15 protein-coding genes are annotated in these 18,100 nt (G+C 66.2%); 4 read left to right on the plus strand and 11 right to left on the minus strand.

The genetic code is table 11. The annotated features are described in order from the left end of the window. Genes BM031_RS21740 through BM031_RS21750 form a run of 3 tightly spaced genes read right to left on the minus strand, consistent with a single transcriptional unit; the run spans window position 1 to window position 3,160 of the window. Window positions 1-1,521: a HAMP domain-containing sensor histidine kinase gene (locus BM031_RS21740; RefSeq protein ID WP_091876648.1), complete on the minus strand. Its 1,521-nt coding sequence runs from the start codon at window positions 1,519-1,521 to the stop codon at window positions 1-3. Further along, the gene (locus BM031_RS21745; RefSeq protein WP_229409126.1) at window positions 1,518-2,483 is read right to left on the minus strand and encodes a hypothetical protein; all 966 of its coding nucleotides are present in this window, start codon (window positions 2,481-2,483) and stop codon (window positions 1,518-1,520) included. Before BM031_RS21745 ends, BM031_RS21740 begins: the two co-directional genes overlap by 4 nt. Window positions 2,484-2,509: 26 nt before the next feature. Further along, entirely contained in the window at window positions 2,510-3,160 is a 651-nt protein-coding gene (locus BM031_RS21750) for a response regulator (RefSeq protein ID WP_229409127.1), read from the minus strand. A gap of 319 nt (window positions 3,161-3,479) precedes the next feature. Between BM031_RS21750 and BM031_RS21755 the strand changes: the two genes are divergently transcribed. The 3 genes from BM031_RS21755 (at window position 3,480) to BM031_RS21765 (ending at window position 8,245) form a co-directional block, all read left to right on the plus strand. Then, on the plus strand, window positions 3,480-4,145 hold the full coding sequence (locus BM031_RS21755) for an energy transducer TonB (protein ID WP_091876649.1): 666 nt from the start codon (window positions 3,480-3,482) through the stop codon (window positions 4,143-4,145). Between the two features lie 121 nt (window positions 4,146-4,266). After that, window positions 4,267-6,540, plus strand: coding sequence for a M28 family peptidase (locus tag BM031_RS21760; RefSeq protein WP_229409128.1), 2,274 nt, complete (start codon window positions 4,267-4,269; stop codon window positions 6,538-6,540). A gap of 64 nt (window positions 6,541-6,604) precedes the next feature. Then, a complete protein-coding gene (locus BM031_RS21765) occupies window positions 6,605-8,245 on the plus strand; it encodes a M28 family peptidase (protein ID WP_091876650.1) in 1,641 nt (546 codons plus the stop codon). A 57-nt stretch (window positions 8,246-8,302) separates the two neighbouring features. On the opposite strand, the gene scpC is transcribed toward BM031_RS21765, so the two are convergent. Both scpC and BM031_RS21775 read right to left on the minus strand, forming a co-directional pair. Then, window positions 8,303-9,847, minus strand: a complete 1,545-nt coding sequence (gene scpC, locus BM031_RS21770; protein WP_091876651.1) for a succinyl-CoA:acetate CoA-transferase ScpC — start codon at window positions 9,845-9,847, stop codon at window positions 8,303-8,305. Between the two features lie 19 nt (window positions 9,848-9,866). Continuing rightward, complete coding sequence (locus BM031_RS21775; RefSeq protein ID WP_091876652.1) at window positions 9,867-10,808, minus strand: bestrophin family protein; 942 nt, start codon at window positions 10,806-10,808, stop codon at window positions 9,867-9,869. A gap of 140 nt (window positions 10,809-10,948) precedes the next feature. On the opposite strand from BM031_RS21775, the gene hpaR reads away from it, so the two are divergent. Next, complete coding sequence (gene hpaR / locus BM031_RS21780; protein WP_091876653.1) at window positions 10,949-11,428, plus strand: homoprotocatechuate degradation operon regulator HpaR; 480 nt, start codon at window positions 10,949-10,951, stop codon at window positions 11,426-11,428. Window positions 11,429-11,430: 2 nt separating this feature from the next. Here hpaR and BM031_RS25685 read toward each other — a convergent pair whose 3' ends face one another. The 6 genes from BM031_RS25685 to BM031_RS25290 all read right to left on the minus strand — a co-directional run bounded on the left by BM031_RS25685 (window position 11,431) and on the right by BM031_RS25290 (window position 18,100). After that, complete coding sequence (locus BM031_RS25685; protein WP_177207858.1) at window positions 11,431-11,583, minus strand: hypothetical protein; 153 nt, start codon at window positions 11,581-11,583, stop codon at window positions 11,431-11,433. Window positions 11,584-11,638: 55 nt separating this feature from the next. After that, window positions 11,639-12,160 carry a superoxide dismutase family protein gene (gene sodC, locus BM031_RS21785; RefSeq protein ID WP_177207859.1) on the minus strand — a complete coding sequence of 174 codons (522 nt, stop codon included), beginning with the start codon at window positions 12,158-12,160 and terminating at the stop codon, window positions 11,639-11,641. Window positions 12,161-12,285: 125 nt separating this feature from the next. Next, a complete protein-coding gene (locus tag BM031_RS21790) occupies window positions 12,286-13,209 on the minus strand; it encodes a helix-turn-helix transcriptional regulator (RefSeq protein ID WP_091876655.1) in 924 nt (307 codons plus the stop codon). 134 nt (window positions 13,210-13,343) lie between these two features. Next, window positions 13,344-15,998 carry an ATP-binding protein gene (locus BM031_RS21795; protein ID WP_177207860.1) on the minus strand — a complete coding sequence of 885 codons (2,655 nt, stop codon included), beginning with the start codon at window positions 15,996-15,998 and terminating at the stop codon, window positions 13,344-13,346. A 546-nt stretch (window positions 15,999-16,544) separates the two neighbouring features. Further along, window positions 16,545-16,925, minus strand: coding sequence for a phytanoyl-CoA dioxygenase family protein (locus BM031_RS26265; RefSeq protein ID WP_143084672.1), 381 nt, complete (start codon window positions 16,923-16,925; stop codon window positions 16,545-16,547). 449 nt (window positions 16,926-17,374) lie between these two features. Next, window positions 17,375-18,100, minus strand: coding sequence for a hypothetical protein (locus BM031_RS25290; RefSeq protein WP_143084673.1), 726 nt, complete (start codon window positions 18,098-18,100; stop codon window positions 17,375-17,377).

The following is an 18,100-nucleotide window of genomic DNA, read 5'->3' on the forward strand; positions in this document are numbered from 1 at the left end:
CTAAAAATGCGATGCGACGGGAACCGGTGCGGGCACGGGGGCATTGAGCGGCAGCGTGATCGCCAGCACGGTCCCGCCGCCGGGGCTGGAGCGCACGTCCATCACGCCGTGGACCGCGTACACGCGCTCGCGCATGCCGATAATGCCGATACCTTCCGACGCGCTGGCCGGGTCGAACCCGTTGCCGTCGTCGGCCACGACGATGCGCAGGGTCTGCGCGCCTTCGTCCAGCACCAGGCGCACCTGGGCGGAAGTGGCGTGCGCATGCTTCATCACGTTCGACAGCGCTTCCTGCACGATGCGGTAGGCGGAAATCGCCAGCTCATTCGACAGGCGGGAAAAATCGCCTTCGCCGTGGAATTCGAAACCGCAGCCGGAGCCGCTGTCGTAGTGGCGCACCATCTCTTCCACCGCGCCGTGCAGGCCGAGCATGTCCAGCACCTCGGGGCGCAGGCGCCGCACCAGGCGGCGGCCGTTGGCGTACAGGTCGGCTGCCAGCTTGGTAATGGCCTGCGACTTGCGCCCGATTTCCTCGATCTCCGGGCCGGGAGCGGCCTTGGCGGCCAGCGCGCCGATGGCCTGGGCTTCCAGGCGCGCGGCAATGATCGAGGCATTGAGTTCGTCGTGGATCTCGACCGCAATGCTCTTGCGCTCGTCCTCGATGATCGAGTTCACCTTCTGGATCAGCTTGCGCTTGTCGGCGTCGGCGCGCAGTGCCTCGTTGCGCGAAGCCAGCAGGTCGCGGGTGCGCTCGGCCACCTTGTTTTCCAGGTCGCGCTTGGATTCGTCCAGCGCCAGCGACATCTCGCCGATCGACGCCTGCAATTCGCCCACTTCGCCGCCGGTGCGCACCGGCAGGTGCACGCGGTAGTCGCCGTTGCGGATCCGGCTCAGCGCGCCGATGGCTTCGCGCAGCGGCACCGTGAGCGAGCGCGCCAGCACCCAGGCCAGCACGCCGCTGGCGGCCAGCGCCAGCGCGGCGATGGAGAGCTCGAAGCGGAAACGGCGGGTCTGCTTGTCCATCATGTTCGAGGGCGACATCGTCACCTTCACCCAGCCGACGATCTCGGTGGTGAGGGTGGGCGGGCGCAGGTCGCTCGAGGCCGACACGTGCGGCGTGCCGTTGTCGGTGAACAGGTTGATCCACACCACCTGCTTCTTGATCGGCGCCTCGTAGTGGTGCGGCTGGGCGTCGCTGGCCGATTCGGAATCGACGCGCACCGCCTGGGTGCCGTCCACGCCCACCACCTCGACCCGGTAGATGCTGCGGTCGGACTGCACCAGGCCGTTGATGGTCAGGCGCAGGTCGGACAGGTTGCCCGAGATGACGTTGTATTCGCTGGTCTCGGCCAGCGCGCGCGCCAGGATGCGTCCGCGCTCGGCCAGCTCTTCGGCCACCTGGGCGCGGTGCGAGTACCACGAGTACCACACGAAGGAGGTGAACAGGCAGACCACCGGCAGCATGGTGATGAAGGTCATGCGCCGGCCGATGCTCCAGCCGCGCCAGAAGCGCAGCGTCATGGCTTGGGCGCCGCGGGTGCGGGTACCGGCGCCACCCGCGCAGGCACGCGTGCAATCGCGGGCGCCGGCGCGGGCAGGCGCACCGGCAGGTGGGCGAAGCGGCGCGCGCCGTCGGTCACGCGCACGTCGAGCGAGCGCGCCACGCCTTCGTTGACCAGGGTGCGGAAGTAGCGCGGGAACTGCGGCGGCGGCAGCTCGCCGGTGACGACGAAGGCGGCCGCGATCTCGGCCACCTGGGTGTTGATGTCCTCGATTTCCGAATAGGTGGTCGCGAGCGCGCCGACCTTGACCATGTCGGCCGAGAAGCCGATCACGCCCTGCTTGCGGCGGTAGGTCGAGAGCAGGATGTTGCGCACATTCTCGGGGTTGTAGACGTCGCCGTCGGGCAGCGCCAGCAGCACTTCGGCGCGCGTCATGCGGTTCAGGGCGTGGTTGATGTCGTCGCCCGGCACGAAGGGCTGGATGTCGACGTCCGACGCCAGGGCCGGGGCCAGGAAGGCGGTGTCGCGCCCCAGCACCGCGCCCACCCGCACCGGGCGGCCGTACAGCAGCGCGGCCAGGCGCAGCTGGTCGGCCGGCGCCGGTTCGGCATATACGGCGGTGAGCAGGCCGGCGCGGCTGGCCGGCGCCTTGGCGGTGAGGACGCGCCACACCTGGCTGGAAGTGAAGGCCGAGATGACGACGCAGTCGCAGCGGCGCGCCACCGCGTCGCGCAGGGCCGCGGGGCCAATGGCCACGTACAGCATGCGGCGGCGCTGTCCGAGTTCCGTGCGGAAGGCGGCGAAGGTCGGCACCAGGCGCTTGTACAGGTCTTCGGCGATGCGGCGCGTGACTTCGCTGTCGTCGCCGGTGACGATCTGGAAGCGGTAGCCGGTGGCTTCGTCGTCCCGGGCCGGGTCGGCCTGCGCCGCGCCCGCAGCGCCGCAGAATGCGAGCGCGAGCGCGGCCAGGACCGCATGCATGTGCCTCGTGGGACGCATCGCGGTGCTTACGGTTCGATCAGGCCGTGCTTGACGGCCAGCAGGGTGATGTTGGCCTGGCGGTGCACGCCCAGCTTTTCCTTGATCGACTGGCTGATATTGCTGATGGTCTTGGTCGACAGGTCGAGCTTCTCGGCGATTTCGGCGTTGGTCAGGCCTTCGGCCATCAGCTTGAAGATCTCGAGCCCGCGGTCGTCCAGCTGCGATTGGGGCGTGACGTCGCCGCGCACCGCCATGCTGGCCAGGCGCGAAGCGATCTGCGGCAGGAAGTACAGCTTGCCGTCGTGGGCATGGCGCACCGCCGTCACCAGGTCGGACGGGTCGCAATCCTTGGTGACGAAGGCGTGCGCGCCCATGCGGTAGGTTTCCTTGATCAGGCTGTCCTGGTCAAACTGGCTCAGGAAGATGATCTTCGCGCTCGGGTCGTCCCTGAGGATGCTCTGCGCGGCGTCCAGGCCCGTGAGTTCGGTCCCGAAGCGCATGTCGAGGATGACCACGTCGGGCTTTTCGGACGCGTACAGCGCCACCGCCTCGCTCGGGGTCTTGGCCTGCCCTACCACCTGCATGCCGGCCGCTTCGAGCGACATGGCAAACCCGGTCATGACGATCGGGTGGTCGTCCGCGAGCATCACGCGGATCGGTTTTTTCTGTTCGGACACCACAATTACTCCTGTTTTTTCGCCCGCTCATTTGGCCATTTACATTCGCTTACCAATCTGTGGCACCTATGTGTGCCAATGGACGGAAAGGATACGGGTACCTGGGTGATTATTTCATACAACGCGTCGTGACGCGAGTGCCTATCTATTATCGCTTCCCGGCCAAGAGCGCTTACATATGGAAGCAAAATTACTACGAATTAGCTTTACACACTGCTAGGACCTAGCATATATTCATTCCATCAGCTGTCGAACAAGCATCTTTCCTGAAGCACAAAGCCTTGCGACCTAGTTGCAGGCTACCTATAAGGAGATCGCCATGCACTTCACACAAATCAACGATGGGACCGGCGGCAAGGCCGGTAAGTTCGCCCTCGTCACCGGCCTGCACGTGCTGGTGGCCGTGGGCCTGGTCAATGTGATGAATTCGAAGACGATCAGCATGCCCAAGCTGATCGAGGACGCCACCGTCTGGATCCAGCCCGAGATCACCCCGCCGCCGCCGCCGCCGGAGCCGCCGCAGCCGCGGGTGGAAGTGGCCAAGCCGCAGGTGGTGGTGCCGAAGGTGGAAGTCGAGACGCCGCCGCCACCGGTGCAGGAACAGGTGCAGGCCACCACCGAAGCGCAGCCGCAGCCGGAGCCTGCGCTGCCTTCGTCGAACGACGCGCCGCCGGCCCAGCCAAGCAGCAATACCAACCCGGGCGAGATGCGCAGCGCCGTGCTGGCGGACGCGAATGGATGCGCCAAGCCGGACTACCCGGTGAACGCCGCGCGCAACGGCGACACCGGCACCGTGACCCTGGCGCTGATGGTGGGCGCGGACGGCCGGGTGCAGGGTTCGCGCGTGCAGAAGTCGAGTGGCTCGCGTGAGCTGGACCGCGCCGCGGTGAATGCCCTGAGCCTGTGCCAGTTCAAGCCGGCCATGAACAACGGCAGCGCCGAAGCCGGATGGGCGCAGATCGCCTACGTCTGGACGCTCGAATAATCGATTTCTCGTTTCCCCTTTCAGCCCGCCCCCCGCGGGCTTTTTTTCGCCCCGGCCAAGGAGACCGCTTCCGTACACACCCGCAGGACCGACAACAACACCAATAACTGGAGAGACAAGCATGCTTACCGCTGGAATACCGACGGCGCCGCCGCGCGCCCCGAGCCTGGCCGCGTTCGCGGCCGGCCTGGCTGCCTTGACCGCCGTGCTGGCGCTGGCCTGGCTGGCCCTGGCCTCCCCTGCCCCACCCGCGCAGGCCGCCGCGCCCGCCCTCAAGCACATGCTGCGGCACGTGGCGGTGCTGGCGGCGGCGCCGCGCCCCATCGCCACCCCGGCCAATGCGCAGGCGCGCGACTACATCCTGGGACAGCTGCGCGGCATGGGCCTGGCCCCGCAGGTGCAGAAGACCACCGTGCAGAAATCGACCATCCAGTACTGGGGCGGCACCCACGTGACGCTCGGCGTGGTCCACAACATCGTCGCGCGCCTTCCCGGCAGCGCCCCGGACCGCGCCCGGCGCCCCGCGCTGCTGCTGGCCACCCATTACGACACCGGGAACGCCACGCTGGGCGCGGCGCGCGGGGCGGCGCAGGTGGCGGCCCTGCTGGAAACCGCACGCGCGCTGCGTACCGGCGCGCCCCACGCCAACGACATCGTGCTGCTGTTCGCCGACGGCGAGAGCGTGGGCGCACTCGGCGCCAAGGGCTTCGCCGAGCAGCACCCGCTGGCCACGCGCGTGGGACTGGCCCTGAAATTCGACGGCGCCGGCAGCGCTGGAGCGCAACTACTGGTTGACGCGGCAGGGGCCGATGGCGCCGTGCTGCAGGGCTGGACCGGCGCCACCGGTTCCTCGCTGGCCGCGCGGCTCTACAAGCTGCTGCCGGACACGCCGCGCATCGGCCCCCTGGGCACACTGGACGCGCCGGCGCTGCTGTTCGTGAACAGCGAACAGCGCTTCGAGCGCGCCGGCACGCTCGACACCCCGGCCCGGCTCGATCCGGCCATGCTGGCGCAGCTGGGCGCCGGCATGCTGCAGCTGGCGCGCCACTTCGGCGACGCGCCGCTGGCGCGCGGCGCGCATGCGGCACATGCCTGGTTCCACTTGCCGGTGCTGGGCCTGGTGCAGCATCCAGCCATCCTGTCGTGGGGACTGGCGGCGCTGGCCGGCCTGCTGCTGGTGCGCGCCTACCGCAACGCGCTGCAGGAGGCCGATACCACCGTGGCGCCGCTGGTGCAGGGATTCTTCGGCATGGCGGTGATCCTGCTGGCCACCCGCATGGTGCTGTGGGAACGGCGCGAGGAGCTCGGCGCCCTGGCGCGCGCCGCCGGCGCCGAGCCGGCCCTGGCCTTCGCCGCCGCCGGCGCCTGCCTGTTCGTCGGCGCGCTCTATCTGCTGCGCTGGGTGGCCGGTGCGGTAGCGGTGTTCCTGGGCGCGATGGCCTGGCTGGGCGCGGCGCTGGTCCTGGTACTGGTGATCTCGCCCGATGCGGCCTGGCTGCTGGCCTGGCCGCTGGCCGTGTCGCTGGCCGCCTTCACGCTGCTGCAATCGCCGCGCGCGGCGTTCCTGCGCCTGCCGCTGCTGGCGTTGGCGCTGGCGGTGGTGCTGCTGCTGTTCCTGCCGGCCCTGCGCGACAGCTGGACCGCGCTCGCGCCCGATGGGCTCTACCTGCCGGCCGCTGTCATCGCCGTGCTGCTGGGGTGCTTTGCCAGCCTGCTGCTCCTGCTGCCGGTCGGGCGCCCCGCCGGCGCCGCACTGGCGCTGGTGTTCGCGGCCCAGGCCGCGCTGCCGGTCAGGGCGACCGCGCCGCTGCCGCAGGAACTGCCGGCGCTGGAACCGAACCGCCTGGTGTATTTCAAGGACATGAACAGCTGGCGCTCCTACTGGCTGCTGCCGCCGCAGCCGCTGGACGCCTGGTCGAAGCAGCTCTTTCCCAATCTGGCGCGGCCGGCGATCCACGTCGACGTGTTCGGCTGGCACAGCCCGCGCCAGTGGTATGCGATCGCGCCGCGCGAAGACCGCATCGCCTTCCCGGAAGCCTTCCTGCTGAAAAACCCGGCGCTGGGCAAAGCCGGCACGCGCCAGGTGGAATTCACGCTGCGCTCGAAGAACCGGGCGCCGCACGTCGAGCTGTGGGCGGGCGGCACCAAGCCGCTGCGATCGACGGTCAACGGGCGCGTGCTCACATCGAAGGAAACCCGCTGGTCGCTGTCGCTGTACGGGATGGAAGACCAGCTGCTGCGCTTCACGATCGACGCCAAGGCGGACGAGCTGCTGGCGGTGGTGGTCGAGGAACGCATTCCGAGCCTGCCGACCCACCTGCTGCCGCCGGGCGCACCGAACTGGATGCCGGGAACGGGCATGACGATCTCGTCGGACGTGTTGCGGTTTTACTGAGCGCTTGGCATACAATGCGCGATGCACGCCGTGCACACCCCATCAACTCACGCAGCAGGATTCCATGTACAAGATCGTCTCCTCCGTTGTCCTCACCGCCCTCGCAGGCAGCCTCGCACTGGCCTATCCGGCCCACGCGGCCGGCGCAGCCAAGTCGCAAGTGGCGACCGTCAAGGAAGCGCCACTGCGCGCCCACCTGGCCTTCCTGTCGTCCGACGCGGTGGAAGGACGCGGCACCGGCCAGCGCGGCGGCGAACTGACCGTCACCTACCTCGAAACGCAGGCCGCCGCGATCGGCCTGCAGCCGGGCGCGAATGGCAGCTTCCGCCAGCCGGTGAAGATCGCCGGCGTGCGCTCGCTGCCGGAGAAGAGCAGCATCGGCGTGGTCGCCGGCGGCCAGCCGCTGCCGCTGCAGTTCGGCGCCGACTGGGTCTGGGGCCCGGGCGACGCGAAAGCCGACCACACGCTTGACGCCGAGATGGTCTTCGTCGGGTACGGCATCAATGCGCCGGAAGAAGGCTGGGACGATTTCAAGGGCCTGGACGTCAAGGGCAAGGTCATCGTCATGATGGTGAACGACCCGGCGCCGACCGCGGCCGAGCCGAAGCGCTTCAACGGCGCCGGCCTGACCTACTACGGCCGCTGGACCTATAAACTGGAAGAAGCGGCGCGCCAGGGCGCGGCCGGCGTGCTGCTGATCCACACCGATGCCTCGGCCTCCTACGGCTGGAGCGTGGTGCAGAACAGCTGGGCCGCGGCCGAGCGTTTCCAGCTGGCCGAGGGCAAGCTGGGCACCGGCCTGCAGGGCTGGATGACCGACGCCACCGCGCGCAAGCTGTTCGCCGCCGGCGGCCAGGACCTCGACAAGCTGCGGGCTGCCGCCGAAAGCAAGGACTTCAAGCCGGTGGTGCTCAATGCCCGCGTCAAGGGCGAAGCGCGCGCCGAAGTGCGCTCGCTGAACGAATTCAACGTGGCCGGCATCGTGCCGGGCACCGACCCCAAGCTGAAGGACGAGCTGGTGGTCTACAGCGCGCACTGGGACCACATGGGCAAGCAGGGCACGGAAGGCGACACCATCTTCAATGGCGCCGTCGACAACGCTTCCGGCACCGCCGCGCTGCTGGCGATGGCCCAGGAAGCCGTGCGCAACCCGGCCAAGCGCAGCCAGATGTTCCTGTGGGTGGCGGCCGAAGAACAGGGCCTGCTGGGCAGCGCGGCCTACGCCGCCAAGCCGCTGTGGCCGATCGAGAAGACCGTCGCCAACCTGAACCTGGACAGCCTGAACTTCGTGGGACTGGTGAAGGACGTGAGCACCCCGGGCAGCGAGCGCACCGACCTGGGCGCGATGGCGGCGACCACCGCGAAAGCCATGGGCCTGCAGATCGCCGCGGCCAAGCCGGACCTGGGCGGCGGCTACTTCCGCAGCGACCACTTCAGCTTCGCCAAGGCCGGCGTGCCGGCGTTCTCGGTGGGCGCGGGACACGGCTGGGTGAAGGATGTGGAAGCGAGCGACGCCAAGCAGAAGGCCTACCGCGCGCGCTACCACCAGGTGTCGGATGAATATGATCCGAGCTGGGACCTGGCGGGCATGGTGCAGCAGGCGCAGTTCACGCTGAACCTGGGACGCATGGTGGCGGATGCGCCGAAGGCGCCGCAGTGGAAGGCGGGGGATCCGTTTGGGAAGGCGCGCACGGCGGCGAAGTAAGCGGCGTATCGACTTCGGCAAATAAATTGGGTACCCGCCTTCGCGGGTACGACGTGCCTATTGTGTTGGCCTCAATACCGTCGTTCCCGCGCGGGCCCCCAGCATCGACCCCGTCTCCCGATACCGCACGTGCCACGAGAACGCCTTCTCCAGCACGTGCGGCGTCTGCCCTCCTCCCCGGTTCGCTTCTTCCACATAGTCCCGCAGCATCTGCCGGTACGGCTCGGCCACGCATTGTTCGATGATGCGCTGCGCCCGTTCGCGTGGCGCCAGGCCGCGCAGGTCGGCCAGGCCGACTTCGGTGACGACGATGTCGACGTCATGCTCGTTATGGTCCACGTGCGACACCATCGGCACGATGCTGGAGATCTTGCCGCCCTTGGCCACCGACTTGGTAGCGAACACCGATAGATAGGCGTTGCGGGCGAAGTCGCCGGAGCCGCCGATGCCGTTCATCATGTGGGTGCCGGCGACGTGGGTGGAATTCACGTTACCGTAGATGTCGAACTCCAGCGCCGTGTTGATCGCGATGATGCCGAGGCGGCGGATGACTTCCGGGTGGTTGCTCACCTCCTGCGGGCGCAGCACCAGGCGGTCCTTGTAGCGTTCGATATTGGCGAATACCTGCCGCCCCTTGGCCTCGGACAGCGTGATCGACGAGCCCGAGGCGAAATCGAGCTTGCCGGCGTCGAACAGTTCGAAGGTCGAGTCCTGCAGCACTTCCGAATACATGGTCAGGCCGCGGAACGGGCCGTCGATCAGGCCCGACACCACGGCGTTGGCGATGGTGCCGATGCCGGCCTGGATCGGCATCAGGCGCTCGGTCAAGCGGCCCTGGGCGATCTCGTCGACAAAGAAATCTGTCAGGTGGCCGGCGATCGCCGCCGTTTCGGCGTCCGGCGGCAGGATGGTGGACGCGCTGTCGTGCTTCTCGGTCATGACGATGGCGACGATTTTTTCCGGCGGGATCTCGATGGCGCTTGTGCCGATGCGGTCGTGCACGTTCATGAGGGGCATCGGCTCGCGCTGCGGGCGGTGCTTCGGGATAAAAATGTCGTGCAGGCCTTCGAGGGCCGGCGATTGGCTGAGGTTGATCTCGACGATTACCTTGTCGGCCAGGATCGCGAAGCTGGCGCTGTTGCCGACCGATGTGGTGGGGATGATGGCGCCGGTCTCGGTGATGGCCACCGCTTCGATCACGGCGACATCCACCGGCGCGATCTGGCGCGTGCGCAGCAGCTCCACCGTTTCCGACAAGTGCTGGTCGACGAACATCACCTCGCCGCGGTTGATCGCCGCGCGCAGCGCCGGGTCGGCCTGGAAGGGCATGCGGCGTGCCAGCGCACCGGCTTCGGTGAGCGTCTTGTCGATGTCGCTGCCGAGCGAGGCGCCGGTCATGAGGGTAATCTTGAGCGGTTCGCGGCGCGCGCGATCGGCCAGCGCCAGCGGCACCGCCTTGGCGTCGCCGGCGCGGGTGAAGCCGCTCATGCCGACAGTCATGCCGTCATGGATCCATGCGGCCGCCTCTTCGGCGCTGGTGATGCGCTGGCGCAGCAGCGGCAGGCGGATGCGGTCGTGCCGCAGGTGTTCGTCGTGGTGCATATGGTCCTCGGCAGGTGCATCAGGTAAGGCAGTAATTCACGGCGGCCAGCGGCGGCGGCGGGTCTTCGTCCCCCAGCGCGGTGCGCAGGTCGATCTCGATCGCGCGGCAGATGGCGTCCAGCGGCAAGTCGTTGTGCTCCACGCCGAACGGCTCTTCCAGCTCGTCCCCCAATGCGTCGAGCCCGAAGAAGGTGTAGGCGACGATCGCCACCACCAGCGGCGTCATGAAGCCGATCGTGTCGACCAGGCCGAAAGGCAGCAGGAAGCAGTAGAGGTAGGCGGTGCGGTGGAGCAGCAGCGTGTACGAGAACGGGATCGGCGTATTCTTGATGCGCTCGCAGGAGGCGGCGGCCGCGGTCATGGCCGACAGGGTGGCGTCGATGTTGGCGGCCAGGCAGGCTTCGATGCGGCCTTCCTTCAGGCTCTGGCGCAGGTCCTGGCCCATCTGCTGCATCAGGAAATCGGGCTGGTTGGAGGCCTGGGCCATCCGCGCGAATTCGCCGGCGGGCAGCAGGCGGGCGGTGGCGGCGTCGGTTGGCAAGTTGCGCAGCAGGTCGCGCAAGGCATGGGAGAATGCGATGGCGCGCAAGACCATGCGGACCCGCACATCCTGCATGCCGTTGCGGATGTGGGCCGGTTCGGCCCCGTCGATCAGGCTTGCGCATTGGCGCGCCAGGTTACGGCTGCGCAGCACCAGCTCGCCCCACAGCTTGCGCCCTTCCCAGAAGCGGTCGTAGGCCGAGTTGTTGCGAAAGCCGAGGAAGATCGCCAGCGGCAGGCCGATGAGGGTGAAGGGAATGGTGGTAAGGGTGATCTTGACGTCCCACAGGTCGCCGTGCGACCAGGTGACCAGGGTCGCGACGATGACGTTGACCAGCAGCGAAGGCAGGATGCGCGGCAGCACCGAGCCACGCACGAGCAGGAACAGCTTGAGCCCCGAGGGCCGGTCCCGGATAATCACGGTCGTTGTCGCAAACGTAAGAAGATGGAAGTGGACGAGCGTTATTCGCTAATATGTTCGTAAGTTAATCACTAATGTGTTAGCGAGTCAAGGCATCATCCTGCCTTGGCATGTGTACCGATACAGACTGGAGATCCATTTTGGCCCGCCGCATTTCCCACCGTAACCTGCCGCAGCAGCTATTGAAGGCGCGCGATGCGCTGATGTCGCATTTCCGTCCCGTGCTGAACCACTTCGGCGTGACCGAGCAGCAGTGGCGCATCCTGCGCGCGCTGGACGAGCGCGGCCCGCTGGAGCCGCGCGAGCTGTGCGAGTTGTGCCAGATCCTGAGCCCGAGCATGGCGGGCGTGCTGGCACGCATGGAAGAGCTGGAGCTGGTCGCGCGCGCGCGCGTGGCGGCCGATGGGCGCCGTGTGATGGTGAGCCTGGCGCCGGAGGGCGACCGGCTGTTCGAGGAGATCGCGCCGCTGATCGAGCGCCAGTACCGGCTGATGGAAAAAGCCTGGGGCAAGCGGGTGGTCGACGATGTGTCGGCTGCGCTGGAGGGGTTCATTGCGGCGCAGGCGACCCCGGTGCCGCAGGTGGAACTGCCGCCGCATGGGCGGCGTTCGGATTCCTGAGCCTAGCGTTTGCGCCGGCGGGTAAAGCCCAGCAGGGCGGCGCCTCCGACCGAATCCTGCAGCGAGCCGTCCAGGTTGAACTGGTGGATCAGCGCTGCATGGCTGCTGGAAGCGGCGCACAGCAGCGCCGCCGCCATCAGGGAGTGAAATTTCATTTCGTTTAATCCTTATTTCTGAAATTTTATTTCATCCCTGATCCTCCAGGGATGGCTACTTGATGACGCCGCAGGCCATGCGCGCGCCGCCGCCGCCCAGTGGGGCCGGGTGGTCGGCATGGTTGTCGCCGCCCGCGTGCACCATCAGGGCCTTGCCCTTCACGTCCGCCAGCTTCAGGCGCGGCGCCAGCACCGGGTTGGTGGACGCGCCCTTGTCGTCGACCGCCAGCGCCGGGAGGTCGCCCAGGTGGCCTTCGCCCCATGGCAGGCCGTGCTTGCCGGTCTTGGCCGGATCGAGGTGGCCGCCGGCCGCGCCCGCAGCGACCGTCTTGCCGTCCTTCTGATTCGGGCCGCAGCTGCCGTTTTCATGCACGTGGAAGCCGTGCAGGCCGGGCGGCAGGCCGGTGAGCGCCGGGGTGAACACGAGGCCGTGGCGCGTCTCGCTGATGGTCACGGAGCCGGCATCGGCGCCGTCTCCCTTTTCGGTCGCCATCTTCATGGTGACCTTCACGTCGGCAGCATTGGCAACGGCACAGCTGGCGCCCAGCACAACAGCGCACATCCATCGAATGTTCATGGCAAACCTCCTTCGAGATGCAGTTGAGAGAATAGACAACAAGACAAGTGTATTCCATCCCCCCGGGTGGGGGGTGTTCGGCTGAGCTGGTACATGGGGCGCGCTGGAGGCAGGCGCGCGGCGCCTTACATGCGCGAGATGGGGGGACGCAGGATGGCCAGCAGGCCGGCCTCGGAGGTGCAGCCGAATTTCTCGTAGACCGCCTTGACGCAGTCGCGCAGCACGGCGTCGCTGACGTCCATGCGCGAGCGCGCGGCTTCGCGTCCGCCGCCCAGGCCCATCCAGAACGCCACTTCCATCTGCTGGGGAGACAGTTCGACGCTGCCCAGCGCGCGCCAGATCCGCAGCGGCATCGGCACCACGAACTTGAGAAAAATGCCGACGGTGCGGCTGTGGATCGCGTCGTGCGAGCCCGAACTCATCCACTGCGCGCGCGCTTCCAGCACGCCGCCGGCCAGTTCCAGGGTGCCGGCCGGCAGCCGCCACGGATAGCGCTCGCCGTACACCACCGACTCCACCAGGCGCAGGCAGAACGGCGGCAAGCTGCGGCGGTCGAATACCTGCTGCTCTTGCGAGGCCAGCTGGTCGAGCAGCGCGCCGGCCGAATCGCTCAGGAACAGGATGTCGCCGCCGGTGGTGGCCAGCAGCATGGCTTCGTCCTCGATCACGCCCGACAGGCCGGTGCCGAAACTGGCGGCATTGCGCAGCGCATGGTCGAAATAATTGGCGACGCGGCCCAGGTCTTCTTCGTCGTCCGCATCGAAAGGCGCGCCGCCGTCGCGCAGCAGGGTCAAGGTGCCGAGCGGCGCGGCGCTGGAACCGAGGCGCACTTCCAGCACGTGGGCCGCGCGTGCGCGCGCTTCGACAGACCCCACACCGCCGAATGCGGCCGAGTCGCCATAAAAATACCCGTTCGGCGGCGGCAGCACGCCCAGCACGTTCGCCTCATGCACGTCTTCCGGCGCGCGCTGGGCGAGCAGGAACAGCTGGGACGCGCTGTTGGGAATCAGCTCGCGCACCAGCTCCAGCGCATCGGGGATGAGGGTCATCAGGTGCAGGCCGCCGGAACACAGGATTCGCAGGCGCGCCCACTGGCGACTGTTCTTTTTACGGGACACGGGGTGGGACAGGGATCAGGGATTGAACAATATTGCTGAGTTATGGCAACAAAGTCAACACCCGATCAATCCACGCTTGCAATATGCGGCAGCGGTGCGGCGGGCAGCTGGCCCAGGATGTCGGCCAGCGCGCGGAATTCCACCGGCTTGACCAGGTGATGGTCGAAGCCGGCCTGCTTCGACAAGTCGCGGTCGCGCTCCTGGCCGTAGCCGGTGAGCGCAATGAAGGTCGCGGCCGGATGCTCGCGGCGCAGGCGGCGCGCCAGTTCGTAGCCGGTCATGTCGGGCAGGCCGATGTCGAGGATGAAGGCCTGGGTGCCCGCGATCTCGCTGGCGGCCAGCGTGCGCACGCCGTCTTCGAACACGTGCACGCCGTGGCCCTGTTCGCGCAGCAGCACCGCCAGCGACTGGGCCGCATCGACGTTGTCGTCGACGATGGTGAGCAGGCAGGGCGACACGGTGCGCGCGGTGGTGTGCACGCGCGCCGGCGCCTGCACCGCATCGGCGTCGGCCAGCGGCAGCAGCACCGACACCGCCGCGCCCAGGTTCGGGCCGTCGCTGTGCGCCTCCACCTGCCCGCCGTGCATCTGCACGATGGTCTTGACCAGGGCCAGCCCGATGCCCAGGCCACCCTGCGAGCGGTCCGGCGTGCGCTCGGCCTGGGTGAACAGGTCGAACACGTGCGGCAGCAGCTTGGCGTCCATGCCGGCGCCGTTGTCGATCACGCTCAGGCGCGCCTGTTCCGGCCCGGCTTCGAGCCGCAGCGTGATGCGCCCGCAGGCCGGCGTGTACTTGGCCGCGTTGTTGAGCAGGTTGACCAGCACCTGCACCAGGCGCGTGCGGTCGCCCGCCACCATCACCGGGCGCATCGGCGCCTCCACCGTCAGCGCGTGGCTTTTCGCGTCGATGTGCGGGCGCGCCTGCTCGACGGCCGAGCGCATCACGTCGCTCAGTTCGAGGGTCTCGGTTTCCAGTTTGACCAGGCCACGCGTGACGCGCGAGACGTCCAGCAAATCGTCCACCAGTTCCGTCATGTGGCGCACCTGGCGCGAGATGATGTTGCCGGCCTTGAGGCGCAGATTCTCGTCCACCGTCGGCATCTTGAGCAGCTGCGCCGCATTGGTGATGGGCGCCAGCGGGTTGCGCAGCTCGTGCGCGAGCATGGCGAGGAACTCGTCCTTCATCTTGCTGTGCCGCTCGGCCTCGGCGCGCGCGGCGCGCTCGCTGGCCAAGATGCCTTCGCGCTCGGCGGCGGCGCGCTGGGCCAGCTCGTACAGGCGCGCGTTGTCGATGGCGACGGCCGCCTGCGCCACGAAACCGGTGATCAGCTGCTCGGTGCGCTCGTCGAACATGTGGGTCCTGGAGTGGCCGAAGAACAGCCCGCCCAGCACTTCGCCGGAGCGCGAGCTGACCGAGGCCGCCAGATAGCTGCGCACCGGCAGGTGGCCCTGCGGCATGCCATGGTGCGGGCCCATGCTGCCGTAGCGCGGGTCCTTGGTGATGTCGTCGCTGCGGATCGGCGCCGCGCCATGGAAGGTAGGGCCGAAGATGGCGGTCGGGCGCGGGTGGCCCAGGTGGGCAAAGGCTTCGCGCGGCGCGCCGCTCAGGGTGTACAGCAAATAGGCGTCGCCGTTGGCGTCCCTGCCGTTGTAGAAGAAGGCGCCGAATTCGGCGCCCGTCAGTTCGGTGGCGGCATCGGTGACCGACTGCAGCAGCGTATCGATATCGAGCGTGGACGCCAGCACGCTGCCGGCGCGGTTAAGCAGTTCGAGGATGCGCGTCTCTTCGCGCAGCGCCTCCTCGGCGCGGATGCGGCGCAGCGCTTCCCAGGTGCGGCGCGCCAGGTCTTCGGCCAGCGTGCGCTCGTCCTCGGTCCAGCGGTAGGCGTGGTCCTTGTACAGGAAGCCGGCGCCGTGCAGGCGGTCGCCATCCTTCAGCGGGATCACTACCACCGAATGGATGCCAAGCGTCAGGCAAGGCATGGCGACCGGCGCGCAGGCGGGATCGGTGGCGACATCGTTGATGCAGATGGTGGTACCGGCGCGCAGCTGCTCGAGCTGGTCGGGCGAGAGCATGTCCAGCGGCAGCGTACCGTGGGCGCCGCCGGTTTCGACGCCATCCATCCACTCTTCCTTGACCGCGAAAGTGCGCAGCGCTTCGTCCAGTTCGACGTAGGCGACCTTGGCGCCGGTGAAGTATTCGCTGGTGAGGCGGATGGTGGCCTTGAGCATCGGACCGAAGGCGGTCTCGCGGCGCAGGGTGTCGGCCAGTTTCAATTGGTAGGCCTGGCGGCGCTCGCCCATCACAGCCTTGGTGATTTCCACGAGCGTGGCCAGCACGCCGGCGACCTGGCCATGGTCGTCGTAGACCGGGCTGTCCGAACGATTGAAGTAGCAGCTTTCCGGGTAGCCGTTGCGGTTCAGGGTCAGCTGGAATTCAGCGTGGCCGAAGGTTGCGCCCTGGCGCACTTCGTCCCACATCGATTTGACGACCGGCCAGGCCTCGGGCCAGGTGGCCTGGGTACTCGCACCCAACGCGCCCTCGAACTTGGCGCCCAGGACGGGGATGTAGGCGTCGTTGAAGAACTGGGTGTAGTCGTCGCCCCATGCGAGGTAGGCAGGAACGCGCAGGTCCAGCACGGTGCGGACGGCGTGTTTCAGGCTCAGGGGCCAGTTGCCGACCGGGCCCACCGGCGTGGTGTCCCACGGGTAGGCGCGCATGTGGCGCTCCATCGCCGAGATGCTGGTGGGGGCGCTCGCAGCGTCCAAGGTCGCGTCAAAGGGCCAGGGCATGTTGCTCGGTGGGGAAGAAGTGTGAAAAGTACAAGAACTTAGCGGTGCATCATAGCAGTCATTAGGTGAGGCGGGCGTACGGATGAGTTAGGTGTGCAACATAGCGGTGCAACACGTCCTTGCCAACCGCTACCTTGGGGGAATAAAGTGCATTTGTCAGATTCAGGATTGGAAAGGAATTTAGGCGACCCGTTGTATTCTTCTCATCGGCCTGCTCGGCCTGTCGGCGACTGCTAGTGCCCGTGCAGAGGCACCCTCCGACCGTGCATCAGCGTATACCTCTGAAAAGCAGCTATGCACGAGCCACGCTAAAAGATTGACCGGACTCGATATCAAGCCTTCGTTGTAGGAAACGAACCCGTTTCCCCGGACTGGGGACATCGGACAAGTTAGTTCAGACTCGGCACTGGTAACCGATCGCCACGGCGTCCAGAAGCGTAACCGCGAACGGGTCGAGGCCTGTAACGCGAGCTATTAGCGCCACACCAGTGCGTGCGTGCCCGCGGATGCGCCAGCAGCCGAGCGGGCTGTTGTAGCGAAGTAGTTGTCCTGAGGCTTTCGCGTTGTTGTTCTATCGCATGCGGCCACCTGGCCAGAAGAAAATTCATGTGAATCGAACACGTAATACAGGACATGCTGCCCGCTGATGACGTTAGCTTTCAATGAATCGTGCTGCACCAGCGGCTGCACCAGCGGCTGCATCAGGAGTGCGTCACCCCGCTCCATGGCAAAGCTGACAACCCTCCCGGACTGACGACACGCCTGCACTTCGCCCTCCCCCATCCTTTGGTATTGATGAGAACCTGAGACGAACTGAAGCGAACCGTCATGCTCCCTGCACGGGTCATGGTGGATGCGGAGGCAATGAGTTGGGCGAGAAACTCAGAAAGCAGGTGCACGGGCAGACTACTCCCCTTCCCAGACCACCCTCGCAGTTCCGGGTGCTCGACGCGAGTAACGCCCGAAATGCTTAAATTGTGGTGGATCGACACCAATCAATTCGCATAATCGATTCCGGACGGGCGAATTGCACTGCAACTTAATCGCGAGAAATGACCGGTGGGAAGGCCGTGCCGAAGCGAAGACGTCGGGCCAGATTCGGCATTATTCTTGTGCAAGCAGGCCGCGCGTACCGGCTGCACCACTGCCAGCAAGGGAGTCGAGGCAGTAGTTACCTCGCACGCTCCTGATATAAGAATCGTCCGGACTAGGATAAATTCATGCAAGCTAAATTCCTCAAAAACAATTCGCTATCTTGCGCAAGGATGGTATCTGAAATATCTTGTGAAAGTATTTTTCGAATGCTACAAACTTTCAACAAAATGGCAGAAATTTTCAGCTTCCTTGCAGCGTGATCGAATCTTAGCCAGGTCTTTCGTCATGTTTTGTGCATAGCCGGCGTATAGATCTGTATCCTTCTTAATGCGCCCAGATTTCTTTTTATACCCCAATGTTAATAACCTCCCCTCCGCGTCAGGGATATCTTCGTAATTAAACGGGATAGGCAGATCAGCAAATACTGGATCATTCGGTTCATGGCAAGCCAGCAGCCATGTTTCAGTAGAGTACGTCGATAGTACGAGGTACATATCCTTATCTACCTTCGGAACACGTAACCAATGGGCGATTGCCGCCTCGCAATAGGCACGCCTAGACAGCCCTGAATCTGCGAATGACGCCGGCACATCAACGATTTTCTCGGCGATATCTGTGTCAAGCTGAACTATAATTCCGTGAGCACCAGACGCTGCAACGATCGATCGCCAGTTTTTACGGAGCACCGCAGCTCGCAATTTTTCGTCAATTCCCGCCACATCAGCAGGGGTTTTCTCGCGATTCGCTAAACACCATGCTCGAACTGCAGTCCAACCATGCGCGGGATACTGACCCGACGTCGCATCTAACTGAGGAGACAGTTCCACAATTTCAATTTGACAGCCATTTTTATTGACTAGAGCTTTTGCTATCGAGGTTAGGACGGGTATATCGGTAGGGCCTTCACAAACCAATAGGAACTTTTTTTTAGTCAT

Origin of the sequence: Massilia yuzhufengensis (assembly GCF_900112225.1) — a bacterium.
Lineage (GTDB): Bacteria > Pseudomonadota > Gammaproteobacteria > Burkholderiales > Burkholderiaceae_D > Telluria > Telluria yuzhufengensis.

What these genes read in the sequence shown, in the direction of transcription:
- BM031_RS21740 (WP_091876648.1), bottom strand. Translation starts at nt 1,521, where the DNA reads ATGACGCTGCGCTTCTGGCGCGGCTGGAGCATCGGCCGGCGCATGACC.
- BM031_RS21745 (WP_229409126.1), bottom strand. Translation starts at nt 2,483, where the DNA reads ATGCATGCGGTCCTGGCCGCGCTCGCGCTCGCATTCTGCGGCGCTGCG.
- BM031_RS21755 (WP_091876649.1), top strand. Translation starts at nt 3,480, where the DNA reads ATGCACTTCACACAAATCAACGATGGGACCGGCGGCAAGGCCGGTAAG.
- BM031_RS21760 (WP_229409128.1), top strand. Translation starts at nt 4,267, where the DNA reads ATGCTTACCGCTGGAATACCGACGGCGCCGCCGCGCGCCCCGAGCCTG.
- BM031_RS21765 (WP_091876650.1), top strand. Translation starts at nt 6,605, where the DNA reads ATGTACAAGATCGTCTCCTCCGTTGTCCTCACCGCCCTCGCAGGCAGC.
- scpC (WP_091876651.1), bottom strand. Translation starts at nt 9,847, where the DNA reads ATGCACCACGACGAACACCTGCGGCACGACCGCATCCGCCTGCCGCTG.
- BM031_RS25685 (WP_177207858.1), bottom strand. Translation starts at nt 11,583, where the DNA reads ATGAAATTTCACTCCCTGATGGCGGCGGCGCTGCTGTGCGCCGCTTCC.
- sodC (WP_177207859.1), bottom strand. Translation starts at nt 12,160, where the DNA reads ATGAACATTCGATGGATGTGCGCTGTTGTGCTGGGCGCCAGCTGTGCC.
- BM031_RS21790 (WP_091876655.1), bottom strand. Translation starts at nt 13,209, where the DNA reads ATGACCCTCATCCCCGATGCGCTGGAGCTGGTGCGCGAGCTGATTCCC.
- BM031_RS21795 (WP_177207860.1), bottom strand. Translation starts at nt 15,998, where the DNA reads ATGCGCGCCTACCCGTGGGACACCACGCCGGTGGGCCCGGTCGGCAAC.
- BM031_RS25290 (WP_143084673.1), bottom strand. Translation starts at nt 18,100, where the DNA reads ATGACTAAAAAAAAGTTCCTATTGGTTTGTGAAGGCCCTACCGATATA.